This window comes from Streptomyces sp. NPDC085937, from assembly GCF_044540535.1.
In the GTDB taxonomy this organism is placed as follows: Bacteria; Actinomycetota; Actinomycetes; order Streptomycetales; family Streptomycetaceae; genus Streptomyces.
The window spans coordinates 73363-87461 of sequence record NZ_JBITSH010000007.1; the positions used below are offsets into that span (position 1 = coordinate 73363).

The 14099-nt window shown below is 72.6% G+C and carries 13 protein-coding genes; 6 read left to right on the plus strand and 7 right to left on the minus strand.

The features are described 5' to 3' along the window. Positions 1-159: 159 nt before the first annotated feature. On the plus strand, positions 160-1062 hold the full coding sequence (locus ACIF8S_RS16890) for an RNA polymerase sigma factor SigF (protein ID WP_024886160.1): 903 nt from the start codon (positions 160-162) through the stop codon (positions 1060-1062). Positions 1063-2196: 1134 nt separating this feature from the next. On the opposite strand, the gene ACIF8S_RS16895 is transcribed toward ACIF8S_RS16890, so the two are convergent. Beyond that, entirely contained in the window at positions 2197-2394 is a 198-nt protein-coding gene (locus ACIF8S_RS16895; RefSeq protein WP_399999861.1) for a hypothetical protein, read from the minus strand. A 227-nt stretch (positions 2395-2621) separates the two neighbouring features. Here ACIF8S_RS16895 and ACIF8S_RS16900 point away from each other — a divergent pair, with 227 nt between their 5' ends. The 3 genes from ACIF8S_RS16900 (at position 2622) to ACIF8S_RS16910 (ending at position 6597) form a co-directional block, all read left to right on the plus strand. Then, complete coding sequence (locus tag ACIF8S_RS16900) at positions 2622-3113, plus strand: MarR family winged helix-turn-helix transcriptional regulator (RefSeq protein WP_399999862.1); 492 nt, start codon at positions 2622-2624, stop codon at positions 3111-3113. A gap of 13 nt (positions 3114-3126) precedes the next feature. Further along, positions 3127-5667 carry an MFS transporter gene (locus tag ACIF8S_RS16905; protein ID WP_399999863.1) on the plus strand — a complete coding sequence of 847 codons (2541 nt, stop codon included), beginning with the start codon at positions 3127-3129 and terminating at the stop codon, positions 5665-5667. A 108-nt stretch (positions 5668-5775) separates the two neighbouring features. Beyond that, positions 5776-6597 (plus strand): YceI family protein, encoded by an 822-nt coding sequence (locus ACIF8S_RS16910; RefSeq protein WP_399999864.1) that lies wholly within the window; start codon positions 5776-5778, stop codon positions 6595-6597. Between the two features lie 223 nt (positions 6598-6820). On the opposite strand, the gene ACIF8S_RS16915 is transcribed toward ACIF8S_RS16910, so the two are convergent. Continuing rightward, positions 6821-7585, minus strand: a complete 765-nt coding sequence (locus tag ACIF8S_RS16915) for an ANTAR domain-containing protein (protein ID WP_400000062.1) — start codon at positions 7583-7585, stop codon at positions 6821-6823. 163 nt (positions 7586-7748) lie between these two features. On the opposite strand from ACIF8S_RS16915, the gene ACIF8S_RS16920 reads away from it, so the two are divergent. Next, positions 7749-8054, plus strand: coding sequence for an STAS domain-containing protein (locus tag ACIF8S_RS16920; RefSeq protein ID WP_051490027.1), 306 nt, complete (start codon positions 7749-7751; stop codon positions 8052-8054). Between the two features lie 9 nt (positions 8055-8063). Then, positions 8064-8534: a PPOX class F420-dependent oxidoreductase gene (locus ACIF8S_RS16925; RefSeq protein WP_399999865.1), complete on the plus strand. Its 471-nt coding sequence runs from the start codon at positions 8064-8066 to the stop codon at positions 8532-8534. A 13-nt stretch (positions 8535-8547) separates the two neighbouring features. Here ACIF8S_RS16925 and ACIF8S_RS16930 read toward each other — a convergent pair whose 3' ends face one another. From ACIF8S_RS16930 to ACIF8S_RS16950, 5 genes are all read right to left on the minus strand, one after another. After that, on the minus strand, positions 8548-9321 hold the full coding sequence (locus ACIF8S_RS16930) for a TetR/AcrR family transcriptional regulator (RefSeq protein WP_399999866.1): 774 nt from the start codon (positions 9319-9321) through the stop codon (positions 8548-8550). A 36-nt stretch (positions 9322-9357) separates the two neighbouring features. After that, positions 9358-10920: an MFS transporter gene (locus ACIF8S_RS16935; protein WP_399999867.1), complete on the minus strand. Its 1563-nt coding sequence runs from the start codon at positions 10918-10920 to the stop codon at positions 9358-9360. 172 nt (positions 10921-11092) lie between these two features. Further along, complete coding sequence (locus ACIF8S_RS16940) at positions 11093-11833, minus strand: response regulator transcription factor (RefSeq protein WP_399999868.1); 741 nt, start codon at positions 11831-11833, stop codon at positions 11093-11095. 98 nt (positions 11834-11931) lie between these two features. Further along, entirely contained in the window at positions 11932-12879 is a 948-nt protein-coding gene (locus ACIF8S_RS16945) for an amidohydrolase family protein (protein ID WP_399999869.1), read from the minus strand. Between the two features lie 256 nt (positions 12880-13135). Then, a complete protein-coding gene (locus ACIF8S_RS16950; RefSeq protein WP_399999870.1) occupies positions 13136-14008 on the minus strand; it encodes a DUF2797 domain-containing protein in 873 nt (290 codons plus the stop codon). Positions 14009-14099: the final 91 nt, after the last annotated feature.

Below are 14099 nucleotides of genomic sequence, written 5' to 3' on the forward strand. Positions count from 1 at the left end.
CGTCTCGCATGTCGACATGTCACTACAGCGCGTTGCCGACATGTGACATTCTGCCGGAAGCGCGTTTGCCGGAGCCTCGGCGCCGGTATTCAGGTGAAGGCTGCGTTCCTCGGATCGGGAGCGTTCGCCGCGACCGTCCCGCGACCCAAAGGGGGTGGCATGTCCGCAGAACAGGGCAGCTCGAAGGTGCTCACGCTCGCGGAGAGCGAGTCAGCTCCCCATGCTCTCGACGCACTCGGCCCCATCGACGAGGGCCCGGCCCTCGCCGCAACACCCGCTCCGGACCTCCCGGACACGGCGGCCCTCGACACCCGCACCCTGTCCCGTTCCCTGTTCCTGCGGCTCGCCGTGCTCGACGAGGACAGCCCGGAGCGTGCCTACGTCCGGGACACGCTGATCGAACTCAACCTCCCGCTCGTGCGGTACGCGGCGGCACGCTTCCGCTCGCGCAACGAGCCGATGGAGGACATCGTCCAGGTCGGCACCATCGGCCTGATCAAGGCGATCGACCGCTTCGACTGCGAACGGGGCGTGGAGTTCCCGACGTTCGCGATGCCGACGGTGGTCGGGGAGATCAAGCGGTTCTTCCGTGACACGTCCTGGTCGGTGCGGGTGCCGCGCCGGCTGCAGGAGTTGCGGCTGGCGCTGACCAAGGCCAGCGACGAGCTCTCCCAGAAGCTGGACCGCTCGCCGACGGTGAGCGAACTCGCCGTCGTGCTGGGCGTGTCCGAGGAGGACGTCGTCGACGGCCTCGCGGTGGGGAACGCGTACACGGCGTCCTCGCTGGACTCCCCCGCCCCGGAGGACGACGGCGGCGAGGGCTCGCTGGCGGACCGCCTCGGCTACGAGGACACGGCGCTGGAGGGCGTGGAGTACCGGGAGTCCCTGAAGCCGCTGCTGGCGAAGCTGCCGCCGCGTGAGCGGCGGATCATCATGCTGCGGTTCTTCGCGAACATGACGCAGTCGCAGATCGGCGAGGAGGTCGGCATCTCGCAGATGCACGTCTCGCGTCTGCTCACGCGGACGCTCTCGCAACTGCGGGAAGGGCTCATCTCGGACTGACGGACGCGGCGACATCCGCTACGGAGGTGTCCCGGTCCCCTGGGGTCCGGGACACCTCCGCGCCTGCCGGACGACGCGGGCGGACCCGCGTCCGAGGGCACCGGCAGTCCACACCGCTGGCGTTTCGCGGCTCGCGGGAGCTGAGCGCCCGCATGGTTCCCGGGGTCCGGGCTTACGAGGCCCCGGTCAGGACGCCCCACCGGCTCACGCCGGGCCCTGAGGGCGTGCGGCGCCGCAGGTGGGACGCCCCACCGGCTCACGTCCGCGACCCGGGCGGTCCGCTCCGGGCCACGATCTCCGCGGCGACGGCCGCGGATTTCGGCTCGTACAGTCCGCCGCACCGCGTACGGGCGTCCCGCTGCACTGCCCGCGCGGCGACCCGGGTGCCCTGCGCCACAGGCAGCACCCGCAGGCCGGCACCGAACCGCCGCCTCTCCCGCCGCCCACTCGGCGCTTCGCGGCCGGAACCGCCCATACGCACGGCAGCCCAGCGCGGTTCCGCGGTCCGCATGTTCCGCTCACCCATGACCGTGGGGCCCTGCCCCTGGAATCGAGAAGGTTATCCACAGCTGTGGACAACGGTTCCGCATCGCTCGCGGACGCAAAGAGCGTGGGTGGACGCCGCGGAGCGAAGGGCGTCGCAGCCCGGAAGGGCGGGCGTGGCCGGCATGCGGGTGGCGGGGTGCGCCACAGCGCGAGACATGAGCGGGCACGGCGTGCGCAGCCACGGAGCCTGCCCGCGAAGACAGCGAGGTGCACCGCAGCACGAAGAGGAACGAGCCGCGCCGCAACCAGGACGCTCGCGACGCGACAGCGCACGCGCCGCGCCGGCGGCAGGGCGTTGAACGACGCCCCAGCGCACGCGCCGCGTCGGCCGTCGGCGGCAAGGCGCTCGCGGCGCTGGACGTGAAGCGTGCCGCGTCGGCGGCGGCAACGCGCTCCGCCGTGCGGGCACGCGAACGCGCCCGCGTAGGGGGCAAGGCGCGTGCCCGCCACGGTGCGGGAGGGAGAGCACCGTGCCGGCGACGGCAGGGCACTCCTTCACGCGGACACGCGAGCGCCCCCGCGTGAAGGGAAAGGCGCGCGGCCGCCGTAGCGCCCCGGAGGGGGTGCGCGTCGGCGGCCGGAGCGTTCTTACTTCAGTGCGAGCCAGGCCACCGCGGCGACGACCGCCACGGCGACGACGATGCCGACGATGAGGCCGATCCGCGGCCCCCCGCCCGTGGACGCCGTCGCCTGCTGCCCCTGGGGGGCCTCGTCGACGAACGCGCGGAACATCTGGGTGCTGCCGGCGGGGTCGTGATTGCCCTGCGGGCCCTGGGTGTTAGCCATGTCACGAGACCCTAGCGAATCACCGTCCGGCGCCCCAAGCGGGGCGGGGACGGGCGGCCGCACCCGCCACGGGAGACCGTCGCCGACCCGGCACAACCCCTACGACCTGCGGGTTTACTGCCGCGATTACTTGCCTTTGCCAAGTTTTTGGTCCGGTGGACCCGTTTTTATTTGCCTTCAGCAACCATCGAAACCTACGGTTGCTTTAAGCAACGAATGGAGGTGCCATGGCCGAGTCGGCACAGTACGAGGAACTGGTCCGACAGTTCAGCGCCTTCGGCGCCGTCAAACGGGAGATGAACCGGATCATGCCGGCCGACTGCCCGAGCGGCTCCGCGGCCGTGCTGACCCTGCTGGGCGGCCACGGCGACATGCGCATGAGCCGTCTCGCGGAGCTGTTGTCCGTGGACATGTCCGTCACCAGCCGCCACGTCGCCCATCTGGCCGAGCGCGGCTGGATCGAACGCTCCCCCGACCCCGCCGACAAACGGTCCCGCATCCTGCGCCTCACCCCGGCCGGCCAGACCCGGCTCGACGAGATGTTCCGGCTCACGACCCGTCTCCTCGCCGAACGGCTGAGCGACTGGTCGGACGAGGAGGTCGGCAGCCTCACCCAGCTGATGGCCCGGCTCCGGGACAGCTTCGGCGACCCGCGCACCGTGCCCCGGCAGGCACCTCCCGCGCTCGAGAAGACCCCCCGTACACCCGCAAGCACATAAGAGAAGGAAGTCCATGGCAACGACCACACCACACGGTGTGCGGGCTCATGCCAAGCACGGAGGAGGCCCCTCCCAGGACGCTCCGATGACCCATCGGCAGATCATGGAGGCGCTGTCCGGGCTGCTGCTCGGCATGTTCTGCGCCATCCTGTCGTCGACCATCGTCACCAACGCCCTGCCCGAGATCGTCTCCGACCTCGGCGGCGGACAGAGCGCCTACACCTGGGTCGTCACGGCCTCGCTGCTGACGATGACCGCCTCCACCCCGCTGTGGGGCAAGCTCGCCGACCTCATCAGCAAGAAGGCCCTGGTCCAGACGGCCCTGGTGGTCTTCGTCATCGGCTCGATCGTGGCCGGTACGGCGCAGAACCCGGGCATGCTGATCATCGCCCGCGCCATCCAGGGTCTCGGCGGTGGCGGTCTGGCCGCACTGGCGCAGATCATCATGGCCGCGATGATCTCCCCGCGTGAGCGCGGCCGGTACTCCGGCTACCTGGGTGCGACCTTCGCCGTCGCGACCGTCGGCGGTCCGTTGCTCGGCGGTGTCATCACCGACACCAGCTGGCTCGGCTGGCGCTGGTGCCTTTACGTCGGCGTCCCGTTCGCGATCATCGCGCTGATCGTGCTGCAGAAGACGCTGAACCTGCCCCTGGTGAAGCGGGAGGTCAAGGTCGACTGGGCCGGTGCCTTCTTCGTCACCGCGGCCGTCAGCCTGCTGCTCGTCTGGGTCACCTTCGCGGACGACAAGTACGCCTGGATGTCCTGGCAGACCGGTCTGATGGTCGGCGGGGCGATCCTGCTGACGCTGGTCTTCCTGTTCGTCGAGTCCAAGGCCAGCGAGCCGATCATCCCGCTGCGCCTGTTCCGCAACCGCACCATCACGCTGGCCTCGCTGGCCTCGTTGTTCGTCGGTATCGCGATGTTCGCGGGCACCGTCTACTTCAGCCAGTACTTCCAGCTGGCCCGGGGCAAGTCCCCGACCATGTCGGGCGTCATGACCATCCCGATGATCGGCGGTCTGTTCATATCGTCGACCGTCTCCGGCATCGTCATCACCAAGACCGGCCGCTGGAAGGCCTGGCTGCTGGCGGGCGGCGTACTGCTCACGGCGGGCCTCGGCCTGCTGAGCACCATGCGCTACGACACCCCGTACTGGCACATCGGCATCTTCATGGCGCTGATGGGTCTCGGCGTCGGCATGATGATGCAGAACCTGGTGCTCTGCACGCAGAACCAGGTGGCCCCGAGCGACCTGGGCGCGGCCTCCTCCGTGGTGACCTTCTTCCGCTCGCTCGGCGGTGCGGTGGGCGTCTCCGTGCTCGGCTCGGTGATGTCCTCCCGGATCAGCCACTACGCGGCGGACAGCATCGGTTCGCTCAGCCCGCAGGAGCAGGCGGCGGCCGCCAAGGCCTCCGGCAGCGGCACCCTCCCCGACATGGACCTGCTGCCCCCGGGCATCCGCACCTGGCTGGAGAGCGCCTACGGGCACGGCATCGCCGACATCTTCCTGTACGTCGCGCCGGTCGCCCTGCTCGGCTTCCTGGTGACCCTGTTCATCAAGGAGGTCCCGCTGCGGACCACGGGCGCGCTGGCCCAGGCCGCCCAGGAGCAGGCGGGCGTCACCGGCGACCCGGCCGTCCCGGCCGTCGCCGAGGCCGCGGCCACCGTCCCGGCCGGGGGCGCCGCCCCCGCGGGCTCCGTGACCTCGGAGACCGAGCGGGCCGGCGAGGACACCTTCGCCCAGCCCGTGTCCGCCGTCGCCACCGCGGCCCGTCCCGAGGAGCCCGCCTCCGGCGGCATCCCGGTGCGCGGCTTCGTCCGGGGCGCGGACAGCACCCCGGTGCCGCGGGCCGCGGTCACGCTGATCTCCCTGGGCGGACGTCAGCTGGGCCGCTCGGTGGCCCAGGACGACGGCTCCTACGCGGTGGACGCCCCCTCGGCGGGGTCGTACGTCCTGATCGCCGCCGCCGACGGCCACCAGCCGCAGGCATCCACGGTCGTGGTGAACGGCGAGCCGGTCGCCTACGACATCCTGCTCAGCGGCACCAGCGGCATGACCGGTGTGGTCCGCGCGGCGGACACCGGTCAGCCGGTGAAGGACGCGATGGTGATCGTCACCGACGTGCGCGGGGACCTGCTGGCCACCGGGACCACCGGTGAGCAGGGCGAGTTCTCGTTCGCCGAGCTGGTGCCCGGCGCGGTGACCGTGGCGGTGAACGCCGCGGGGTACCGGCCGCGCGCCCTGCCGGTCGAGATCGGCGCCACGGGCGTCACCCGGGTCGAGGCCGACCTGGAGACCGGCGCCCACGTCCGGGGCGTGGTCCGCGCCCCGCACGGTCCGCTGGCCGACGCCAGGGTCACCCTGGTCGACGCGGCGGGCAACGTGGTCGGCACGGCGACCACCGGGGCGGACGGGGCGTACGCCTTCGCCGACCTGGACGGCGGCGAGTACACCGTCATCGCCACGGGTTACCCGCCGGTGGCGAGCGCGCTGACGGTCGCCGGCACCGGTGCCGACGACCACGACATCGAGCTCGCCCACCCGGGCGAGTAGCACCGGCCCCGGCCCGTGGCGGGCCCGCGCGTCCTGTAGCGGAGACGCGCCCCGCCGCGGGCCGGTCGTATCACGACCTTTTATGAGCTTTTTCAGGGAGAAGACCGGATGCCACTGACCGCGAGGATCCGTACCCGGGACGGATGGGCCGTGTCGCACGCGGTCGTCACGCTCACCGACGGGACCGGCAGCCAGGTGCTGCGCGCCGAGGCGGACGCCGAGGGCGCCGTCCGGGACGCCACCGAGCTGACGCCGGGGGCGTACACCGTCGTCGTGACCGCGGTCGGCTACGCGCCCGCCGCCGCGAGCGCCCTCGTCACCGCGAGCGGGCGTGCCGAGGTCGGGACCGTGACGCTGGCCCGCACCGGGGGCACGGAGCTGCCGCCGCCCGGGCCGTGGACCGTCGACCCGGCGCACTCCGGTGTGGCGGCGGTCGCCCAGCACCTGGGCATCTCCAGCGTGCGGGGGCGGTTCACCGACTTCTCGGCCACGGTGGAGATCGCCCCGGACGACGTGACCAAGTCCCGTGTCGAGGCGGTCATCCAGGCCGCGTCCATCGACACCGGCAACGGGATGCGCGACACCCATCTGCGGTCGCCCGACTTCCTGGACGTCGCGCGGCACCCGGAGATCACCTACCGGTCCACGGGGCTGACCCAGGCGGGCACCGACCGCTGGACCGTCCACGGCGAGCTGACCATGCGAGGGGTGGTCCGCCCGGTCGACCTGGACCTCGCCTACCTCGGTACCGGCGCCGACCCGTGGGGCGGCACCCGCGCGGCCTTCCGCGCGACGACCGAGCTGCACCGCGAGGACTTCGCGATGAACTACAACCAGGTCGTCCAGGCGGGCATCGCCGCCATCGGCACCACCCTGCGCGTGGAACTGGACATCCAGGCGGTCCAGGGCGAGACCCTGCCGGCAGTCTGAGCACCGGGTCGGGGCGGGACCCGCTCTCTCCACGGGGCCCGCCCGTGGGACCCGCTCTCTGCACGGGGGCCCGCCCATGGGACGCCCTCGAAAGCGGTGGCCCGCACCCCGGCAGGCGACCGATTGCGGGCCGGAGGCCGGCGTGCCGGGGGGCTTCTGGGCGTGGCATGAAGCCCCGGTGGGCGGCCCGGGCCCCGGGTGGGGCCGCGGGCTTGCCGGTACGTCAGGGCTTCTCGTGGGTGGCGACGATGCGGAGGGCCAGGTCGCGGAGTTTGACGTTCTCGCGCTGGGAGGCCCGGACCATGCTGTCGAAGGCACCGGCCGCGTCGATGTCCATGCGTTCCATGAGGATGCCGGTGGCCTGGCCGATCAGGTCCCGGGTGCGCATGGCCTCGGTGAGCTGCTCCCGCACGGTGGCCGAGTCGAGGGCGATGCCGACGTGCGTGGTGAACAGCCGCCCGACCCGCAGCGCCGCCTCGTCGAAGGCGCGCGGCTTGCGGGCGTACGCGGTGAGGACGGTCAGCCGCCGCCGGTCGGCGCGCAGCCGCAGCGACAGCACCGAGCGCAGTCCCAGCCCGGACAGCGTGTCCTCGCCCTCGTCACCCTCGCTGTCCGCGACCTCGGCCACCGGCGCGTTCCACAGCCGCTGCCAGTACGGCTGACGCCCGGCCGGGGGCCCGCCGTCCTCGGCGGCGCGGACGACCTCGTCGGTCCAGGCGAGCGGGCGGCGCCGGTTGTCGCGCTCTATGACGGAGATGGCCGCGTGCTCCGCGCCGGGCAGCAGATCCACCGTGAGACGCACCGCGGCGTCCAGCGTGCTGTCGGCCGACGCCGTTTCGTGCAGCCGGCGGGCCGCCGCCGTCAAGGCCTCCGCCAGGTCCACACCTTGGGGGAAGCCGCACGCGTCAGAAAACTGGGAGGAGACCACCACGAACCTCTTCGGCGAGCACGACCGGACGGCCGTGCGCAGGAGAGCTCCGCAGCACATTCCCGACTGCGAGCACAGGACGTACAAACTTTAGCCGCTTCCGGTCACACACCCGGACGTGGTGCAATGGACGGAGGGTCAGGAAGCGGCCTTTTTCCGAATCCGGACAATCGACCGTCAGGTGTGTGCCGTGACCCTCTCCCCGTATTCCTCCGAGCGCGTGATGCTCCCGCTGCCGTCGGAGATCGACTTCTGCAACGCGGACGGCCTGCTGCCGCTGATCATGTATCAGGCCCGCTCCGGCTCCGAAGGACCCGCCCAGGTGATGGTCCTCGACCTGTCCGCGACCCGGTTCATGGACTCCCAGGGCGTACGGCTGATCAACGACGCCCGAAGACTTCTGCTGCCCGACACCCGGGTGCACCTGGTGGCCCTCCCGGAGAGCGTGGCCGGCCGGGTGCTGGAACTGACCGGCCTGCGCCGTGACGTGCCCGTGTACGACAACCTCCCGGAGGCGATGGCGGCCTAGGCTGACGCCATGGCACCGAACATCGCGACCAACACCAGCGTCTCCCTCGACGAGTTGCTCGACTTCGTACGGCCCCGGCACCGGGCGGTCCTGCTGACCCGGCGGGCCGACGGCAGCCCCCAGGGCTCCCCGCTGACCTGCGGTGTCGACGACTCGGGGCGGATCGTGGTGTCCACGTATCCCGAGCGCGCCAAGACGCGCAACGCCAAGCGGGACCCCCGGGTCAGCCTGATCGTGCTGAGCGACGAGTGGAACGGACCGTGGGTGCAGATCGACGGCACCGCCGAGGTCCTGGACATGCCCGAGGCGGTGGAGCCGCTGGTGGAGTACTACCGCAACATTGCCGGGGAGCACCCCGACTGGGACGAGTACCGGGCGGCGATGGCCAAGCAGGGCAAGTCGCTGATCCGGGTCACCCCGCAGCGCTGGGGGCCGGTCGCCACCGGCGGCTTCCCCGCGCGGCTGGCGGAGGGCGAATAGGCGCCGTCCACGCTCACCCGCGGCCGCGGGCCACCATCGTCTCGATGCCCGCCACGAGCAGGTCCAGGGCGAAGGTGAAGTCCCGCTCCAGCATCTCCTCGACGGTGTCGCCGCCGCGGGCCTCCATGATCCGGGCCGACCGTCCGATCACGTCGGAGGCGTCCGGGTCCCGCGTGACCTCGTTCATGGCGCGGCGGTGGTACTCGTCCGGGGTCAGGCCCGTGGCGGCCACCCGGTCGTGGAAATGGCCCTCGATGGTGCCGTAGCCGTAGACGAACTGGAACACGGCGGAGATCGCCCCGGTGACCCCGTGCTCGGGCAGACCGCTGCGGCCGAGGATCCGCTGGATCACCCCGGAGAAGCGCAGCGCGTTAGGCCCGATGTTGAGGAAGCGGCCGGCCAGCACCGACAGCCAGGGGTGGCGCACCAGCAGCGCACGGTACCCGCGGGCCAGCGCGCGCAGGTCGTCACGCCAGTCCTCGCCGGACTCCGGGTCGGGGAGGGCGAGTTCGCCGAAGGCACGGTCCAGGGCCAGTTCGAGGAGGTCGTCCTTGGTGTCGACGTACCAGTAGACGGACATCGCGGTCACGTCGAGCTCGGCGGCGAGGCGGCGCATGGAGAACGTCGCCAGACCCTCGGCGTCCAGCAGCCGCACGGTGGCGTCGGTGATCCTCTCCCGGTCGAGTCCGGACGGCTGGCGCCCGCCGCGCCCGCCGCCCCGGGCCCTGCCCTCCAGCCAGACACTGGGCCGCGGCGCCTTCCCGGACCGCTGGGCTGCCCTCACCATGGCGCACCTTCCTCGACTCGCCGACGCCGGTTCATGCTAGGCGCCCGTCCCGCCGTCCGCGGCCCGCGCGTCGGCGCGGTCGGCCCGGCGCAGCAGCCCCGCCGCGATGAGTCCGCCGAGCAGCACCGCCACCGCGCCCACCAGCAGGCTGGTCTCCAGGCCGGAGGAGAACGCCCCGGTGATCTCGGCGCGTTCACCGTCGGACCCGGCCGCGGCCAGCGCCACCGGCAGCGAGGTCGCCGCCACCGGCACCAGCGCCGCGAACCGGGCGTTGAGCACCGCGCCCAGGACGGCCACCCCGAGCCCGTTGCCGAACTCGGCAAGGGTGCCGTTGATGCCCGCGCCGACGCCGGCCTTCTCCCGGGGCACGGAGCTCATCACGGCGTGCGCCATCACCGGGCTGCCGATCGCCGTGCCCGCGCCGATCAGCACCAGGCCCAGCAGGGTCCCGCCGTAACCGTGCTCGGTGAGGGTCGCTGTCGACACCAGGCCGGCCGCCATCAGCCCCGTGCCGAGCGCGATGGACAGCGGAGTGCCCAGCTTCGCCGACCACCTGGTGCCCACGCCGGTGAAGTTGAGGGCCACCACGGTCAGCGCCATCGGCGCGGTGCGCAGTCCCGCCTCCAGCGGGCCGTATCCGAGGACGAACTGCAGGTACTGGGTGAGCAGGAAGAGCGCGCCGCCCATGCCGAAGGTGATCAGCACCAGCCCGCCGACCGCGCCCGTGAAGCGCCGGTTGCGGAAGAAGTGCGGGTCGAGCATCGGGTACGGGATCCGGCTCTCCCAGTACGCGAAGGCGCCGAGGACCAGGACCGCCGTCGCCGCTGTGGCGAGCACCAGGCCCGACGTCCAGCCGTGCTCGGGGCCGGAGATGATCGCGTAGACCAGGGCGGTCATGCCGATGGTGGAGAGCACCGCGCCGGCCAGGTCGGGCCGGTCGCCCTGCCGGTTGCGGGACTCGGGGACGTACGCCGCGACGGCGGCCAGCGCCAGGACCACGACCGGCAGGTTGACCAGGAAGATCGCGCCCCACCAGAAGTGGTTCAGCACGAACCCGCCGACCAGCGGACCGGCCGCGAAGCCCAGGGAGTTGACGGCGCTCCAGATGCCGATCGCGCGGGGCTGCTCCTCGGGCGTGAAGATCTGCATGACCACGGCGAGGGTGGTCGTGAGCAGCAGCGCCCCGCCGACGCCCATGCCGGCCCGCGCCGCGATCAGCTGACCCGACGACTGGGCCAGCCCCGCCACCAGCGACCCCGCGCCGAACAGCGCCAGACCCACGTTCAGCATTTTCTTGCGGCCGTAGCGGTCGGCGGCGTTCCCCGCGCTGAGCAGCAGGCCCGACTGCACCAGGGAGTACGCGTTGATCATCCACTGGATGTCGGCGGTCGAGGCGTCCATCTCCCGCGTGAGGGAGGGAATCGCCACGTTCAGCACGGTGTTGTCCAGCAGCACCGTGAGCTGGGCGAGGCAGATGACTCCGAGGATCAGCCAGCGCCGGGCGTGACCGGACGGCACCTGGTGCGCTTGGGCCGCCCGGTCGTTCTGAGGAACCGGGCCGGGGGACGCGGCGGAGGGCTCCCGCGAGGACGTCGTCATGCTGTACACCGTAGAACAGCGCTCTTACGGCGTACAACGTGACTCCGTACGGCGGTCGGTCCCCGCGTGCCGCGTGCCGGGCGGGTGAGGCCGTGGCACCGCCGCGATCAGCCTCACGGACGCGACGACAACCGCGTCCGCGGCGTGCGGGGACCCGGCCGCCCGCGCCCGTTCACGACACCGCGGGCTTGAGCAGGTAGCCGGCGCCGCGCCGGGTGTGGATCATCGGCTCCCGGCCCGCGTCGATCTTCCGCCGCAGGTAGGAGATGTACAGCTCGACGACGTTCGCCTGCCCGCCGAAGTCGTACGACCAGACCCGGTCGAGGATCTGGGCCTTGCTGAGCACGCGCCGCGGGTTGCGCATGAGGAAGCGCAGCAGCTCGAACTCGGTGGCGGTGAGGTGGATGCTGCGGCCGCCGCGCGTCACCTCGTGGCTGTCCTCGTCCAGGGTGAGGTCGCCGACCACCAGGACGGCGTCGGAGCGGCGGTCGCTCGCGCCGGAACGGCGGATCAGCCCGCGCAGCCGTGCGACGACCTCCTCCAGGCCGAACGGCTTGGTCACGTAGTCGTCCCCGCCCGCGGTCAGCCCGGCGATACGGTCCTCGACGGCCTCCTTGGCGGTCAGGAACAGCACGGGCACGTCCGGCAGCTCGTGGCGCAGCCGGCCGAGGACGGCCAGTCCGTCCATGTCGGGCAGCATCAGGTCCAGGACGACGACGTCGGGGCGGAACTCGCGGGCGGCGCGCACGGCGCCCTGGCCGTCGGTGGCGCTGCGGATCTGCCAGCCCTCGTAGCGCAGGGCCATGGAGAGCAGTTCGGTGATCGACTGCTCGTCGTCCACCACCAGCACCCGGACGGAGCTTTCGTCCGGCCGGAGCAGTGCGGAGCGCCCCTGGGGCGAGATCGTGGTCATACCGGACACGATGCGGGGCTCCTCTGAGAGCGCCCTTTCGTCTTTCTGTGTTTTCGCTGAGAAACCCACGGGCGTCTCTCGAACGGGGCGCCCGGCTCTCAGACGGGGGGCGCCCCCGGTGTGTCCGGCAGGCCGAACAGCCGGGCCGCGTTGTCGTGGCAGACCGCCCGCAGCCAGTCCTCCCCGAGCCCCAGTCCCGCCAGGGCGTCGAGCTGATGGGCGTACGGGTAGGGGATGTTGGGGAAGTCGGAGCCGAGCAGGACGCGGTCGCCGAGATCCGCGAGCCGGGGCAGCGTCCGCCCGGGGAACGGAGCCATCCGCTCGCTGAAATCGGTGAACGCCATCGTGGTGTCCAGGCGCACCTCCGCGTACCGCTCGGCCAGGTCCAGGAAGTCCTCGTACTCCGGCATGCCGAGGTGGGCCACCACCAGCCGCAGCCGGGGGTGCCGGGCGAGCACGCGGGCGATCGGCCCGGGCCCGGTGTGCTTGCCGGGCGCGGGGCCCGACCCGCAGTGCACGACGACCGGGACGCCCGCCTCGGCGAGCAGCCCCCAGCAGGCGTCGAGCGCCTCGTCGGCCGGGTCGTAACCGCCCACCTGCACATGCGCCTTGAAGACGCGCGTGCCGTCCTCGACGGCCTCGCGCACGTAGTCCGCGGCACCGGGCTCGGGAAAGAACGTGGAGGTGTGCAGGCAGTCGGGGGTGCGGCGGGCGAAGCCGGCCGCCCAGTCGTTCAGCCAGCGGGCCATGCCCGGCTTGTGCGGGTAGAGCATCGACGTGAAGGCGCGCACGCCGAACGCGCGCAGCAGCGCCGCCCGTTCGGCCTCCTCCGCGCGGTAGGTGATCGGCCACTCGATCCCGCCGGTCAGCGGGCCTAGACCGTCGAAGTACGCCCACACCTTGCGGAGCACCCGCTCGGGCATGAAGTGCGTGTGCACGTCGACGAGGCCGGGCAGCCCGAGCTCCTGCCAGAAGTGCCGTACGCCGGCGATCTCGTCGCGGGGGTGGGGGGCGGGGTCGGAGGGGCTGTCCGGCGGAACGCTCATGCCCGACACGATCACCCGCACCCACCCCGGCGGTCCAGCCCTCGGTCGGCCCTGGGGGTGCGGGCCTTTCGCCAGACCCGGGGGTCCGGCCCTTCCCCCGAGCCTGGGGGTCCCGCCCCTCCGCCGGACCCGGGATCCGGCCCTTCCGTCAGACCCGGGGCGCGGCCCCGGCCTCTCCGTCGAACCCGGCGTCCCAGCCCTCCAGTCAGCCCCGGCAGCCCAGCCCCGCCCTCAGGCCCGGCGCCCAGCCTGTCCCTCAGAACAGCCCGTCCTGGGCGCCCGGCCGTTCCTTCAGTGGCCTGACCGGCACCGCGACCCCCTGCCCGGCGGCGGGGACGAGCTCCCAGCCGGGCAGCAGCCGGGTGTCGAGCACAAGGACGCCGCGGTCCCCCGCCAGGTGCAGGTCGGGTCCGGCGGCGGCCACCAGCTCACCGCTCACCGCGCCGCCCTCGACCAGCTCGCCGACCTCGCCCACCGGAGCGGGCGCCCGGTCCAGGGCGAACACCGCCACATGGTCGACGGGGGCGAAGGGGGCGGGATCGAGCGACTCCGGCCAGCCACTCAGGGCGAGGGCCCGCGCGTGCAACTCGGCCAGGTCAACCGCCCGTTCCTCAGCGGTCGCCGGGAGCGCCGACCGCGCCGCCCGTTTGGCGGCGTAGGGGATCCGGTCGGGTACCCGCAGCGCGGCGCGGAGCAGCTCCTCGGTGCGCCGCGCCGCCATCAGCGGTCCGGTGCCCAGCCAGCTGAAGCAGACCGCACCCTGCTCCAGCAGCCGGGCGGGACCGCGCCGCTCGGCGGTGATGCCGACCTTGGTCATCCCGGGCCCGAACCACGCCAGGTACACGCGGTACGGCCGGGGATCGTCCGCGAGCGTGTCGGCGGCCACCGAGTGCGCGCGGTCCAGCCGGGCGCACTCCTCGCAGCGCGCCCCGGTGCTCCGCGCGGGCACCGGGGCCTCGAGCGGGCAGGCGTTCCCCCGCGCTCCGACGCAGCGGCGCACTCCCCCTTCCGCGACCCCGAAGGCCACCGTCTTCCCCCAGGTCAGCGCCGAGCGCCGGCCCCCGTCCCAGATCAGCACGGGGCCGTCCGCCGTCCAGCTCAGCCCCGCACACCGCCATGCCTGTGCCATCCCCGCCGAGCGTAGGGGGGACCACTGACAACGGGGCGCCGTCGTGGGCGACGGCCCTTCGTACGGACGCTCCGGCTCGCGCGTCCTCGCG

What these genes read in the sequence shown, in the direction of transcription:
- ACIF8S_RS16890 (WP_024886160.1), top strand. Translation starts at nt 160, where the DNA reads ATGTCCGCAGAACAGGGCAGCTCGAAGGTGCTCACGCTCGCGGAGAGC.
- ACIF8S_RS16895 (WP_399999861.1), bottom strand. Translation starts at nt 2,394, where the DNA reads ATGGCTAACACCCAGGGCCCGCAGGGCAATCACGACCCCGCCGGCAGC.
- ACIF8S_RS16900 (WP_399999862.1), top strand. Translation starts at nt 2,622, where the DNA reads ATGGCCGAGTCGGCACAGTACGAGGAACTGGTCCGACAGTTCAGCGCC.
- ACIF8S_RS16905 (WP_399999863.1), top strand. Translation starts at nt 3,127, where the DNA reads ATGGCAACGACCACACCACACGGTGTGCGGGCTCATGCCAAGCACGGA.
- ACIF8S_RS16910 (WP_399999864.1), top strand. Translation starts at nt 5,776, where the DNA reads ATGCCACTGACCGCGAGGATCCGTACCCGGGACGGATGGGCCGTGTCG.
- ACIF8S_RS16915 (WP_400000062.1), bottom strand. Translation starts at nt 7,585, where the DNA reads ATGTGCTGCGGAGCTCTCCTGCGCACGGCCGTCCGGTCGTGCTCGCCG.
- ACIF8S_RS16920 (WP_051490027.1), top strand. Translation starts at nt 7,749, where the DNA reads ATGCTCCCGCTGCCGTCGGAGATCGACTTCTGCAACGCGGACGGCCTG.
- ACIF8S_RS16925 (WP_399999865.1), top strand. Translation starts at nt 8,064, where the DNA reads ATGGCACCGAACATCGCGACCAACACCAGCGTCTCCCTCGACGAGTTG.
- ACIF8S_RS16930 (WP_399999866.1), bottom strand. Translation starts at nt 9,321, where the DNA reads ATGGTGAGGGCAGCCCAGCGGTCCGGGAAGGCGCCGCGGCCCAGTGTC.
- ACIF8S_RS16935 (WP_399999867.1), bottom strand. Translation starts at nt 10,920, where the DNA reads ATGACGACGTCCTCGCGGGAGCCCTCCGCCGCGTCCCCCGGCCCGGTT.
- ACIF8S_RS16940 (WP_399999868.1), bottom strand. Translation starts at nt 11,833, where the DNA reads ATGACCACGATCTCGCCCCAGGGGCGCTCCGCACTGCTCCGGCCGGAC.
- ACIF8S_RS16945 (WP_399999869.1), bottom strand. Translation starts at nt 12,879, where the DNA reads ATGAGCGTTCCGCCGGACAGCCCCTCCGACCCCGCCCCCCACCCCCGC.
- ACIF8S_RS16950 (WP_399999870.1), bottom strand. Translation starts at nt 14,008, where the DNA reads ATGGCACAGGCATGGCGGTGTGCGGGGCTGAGCTGGACGGCGGACGGC.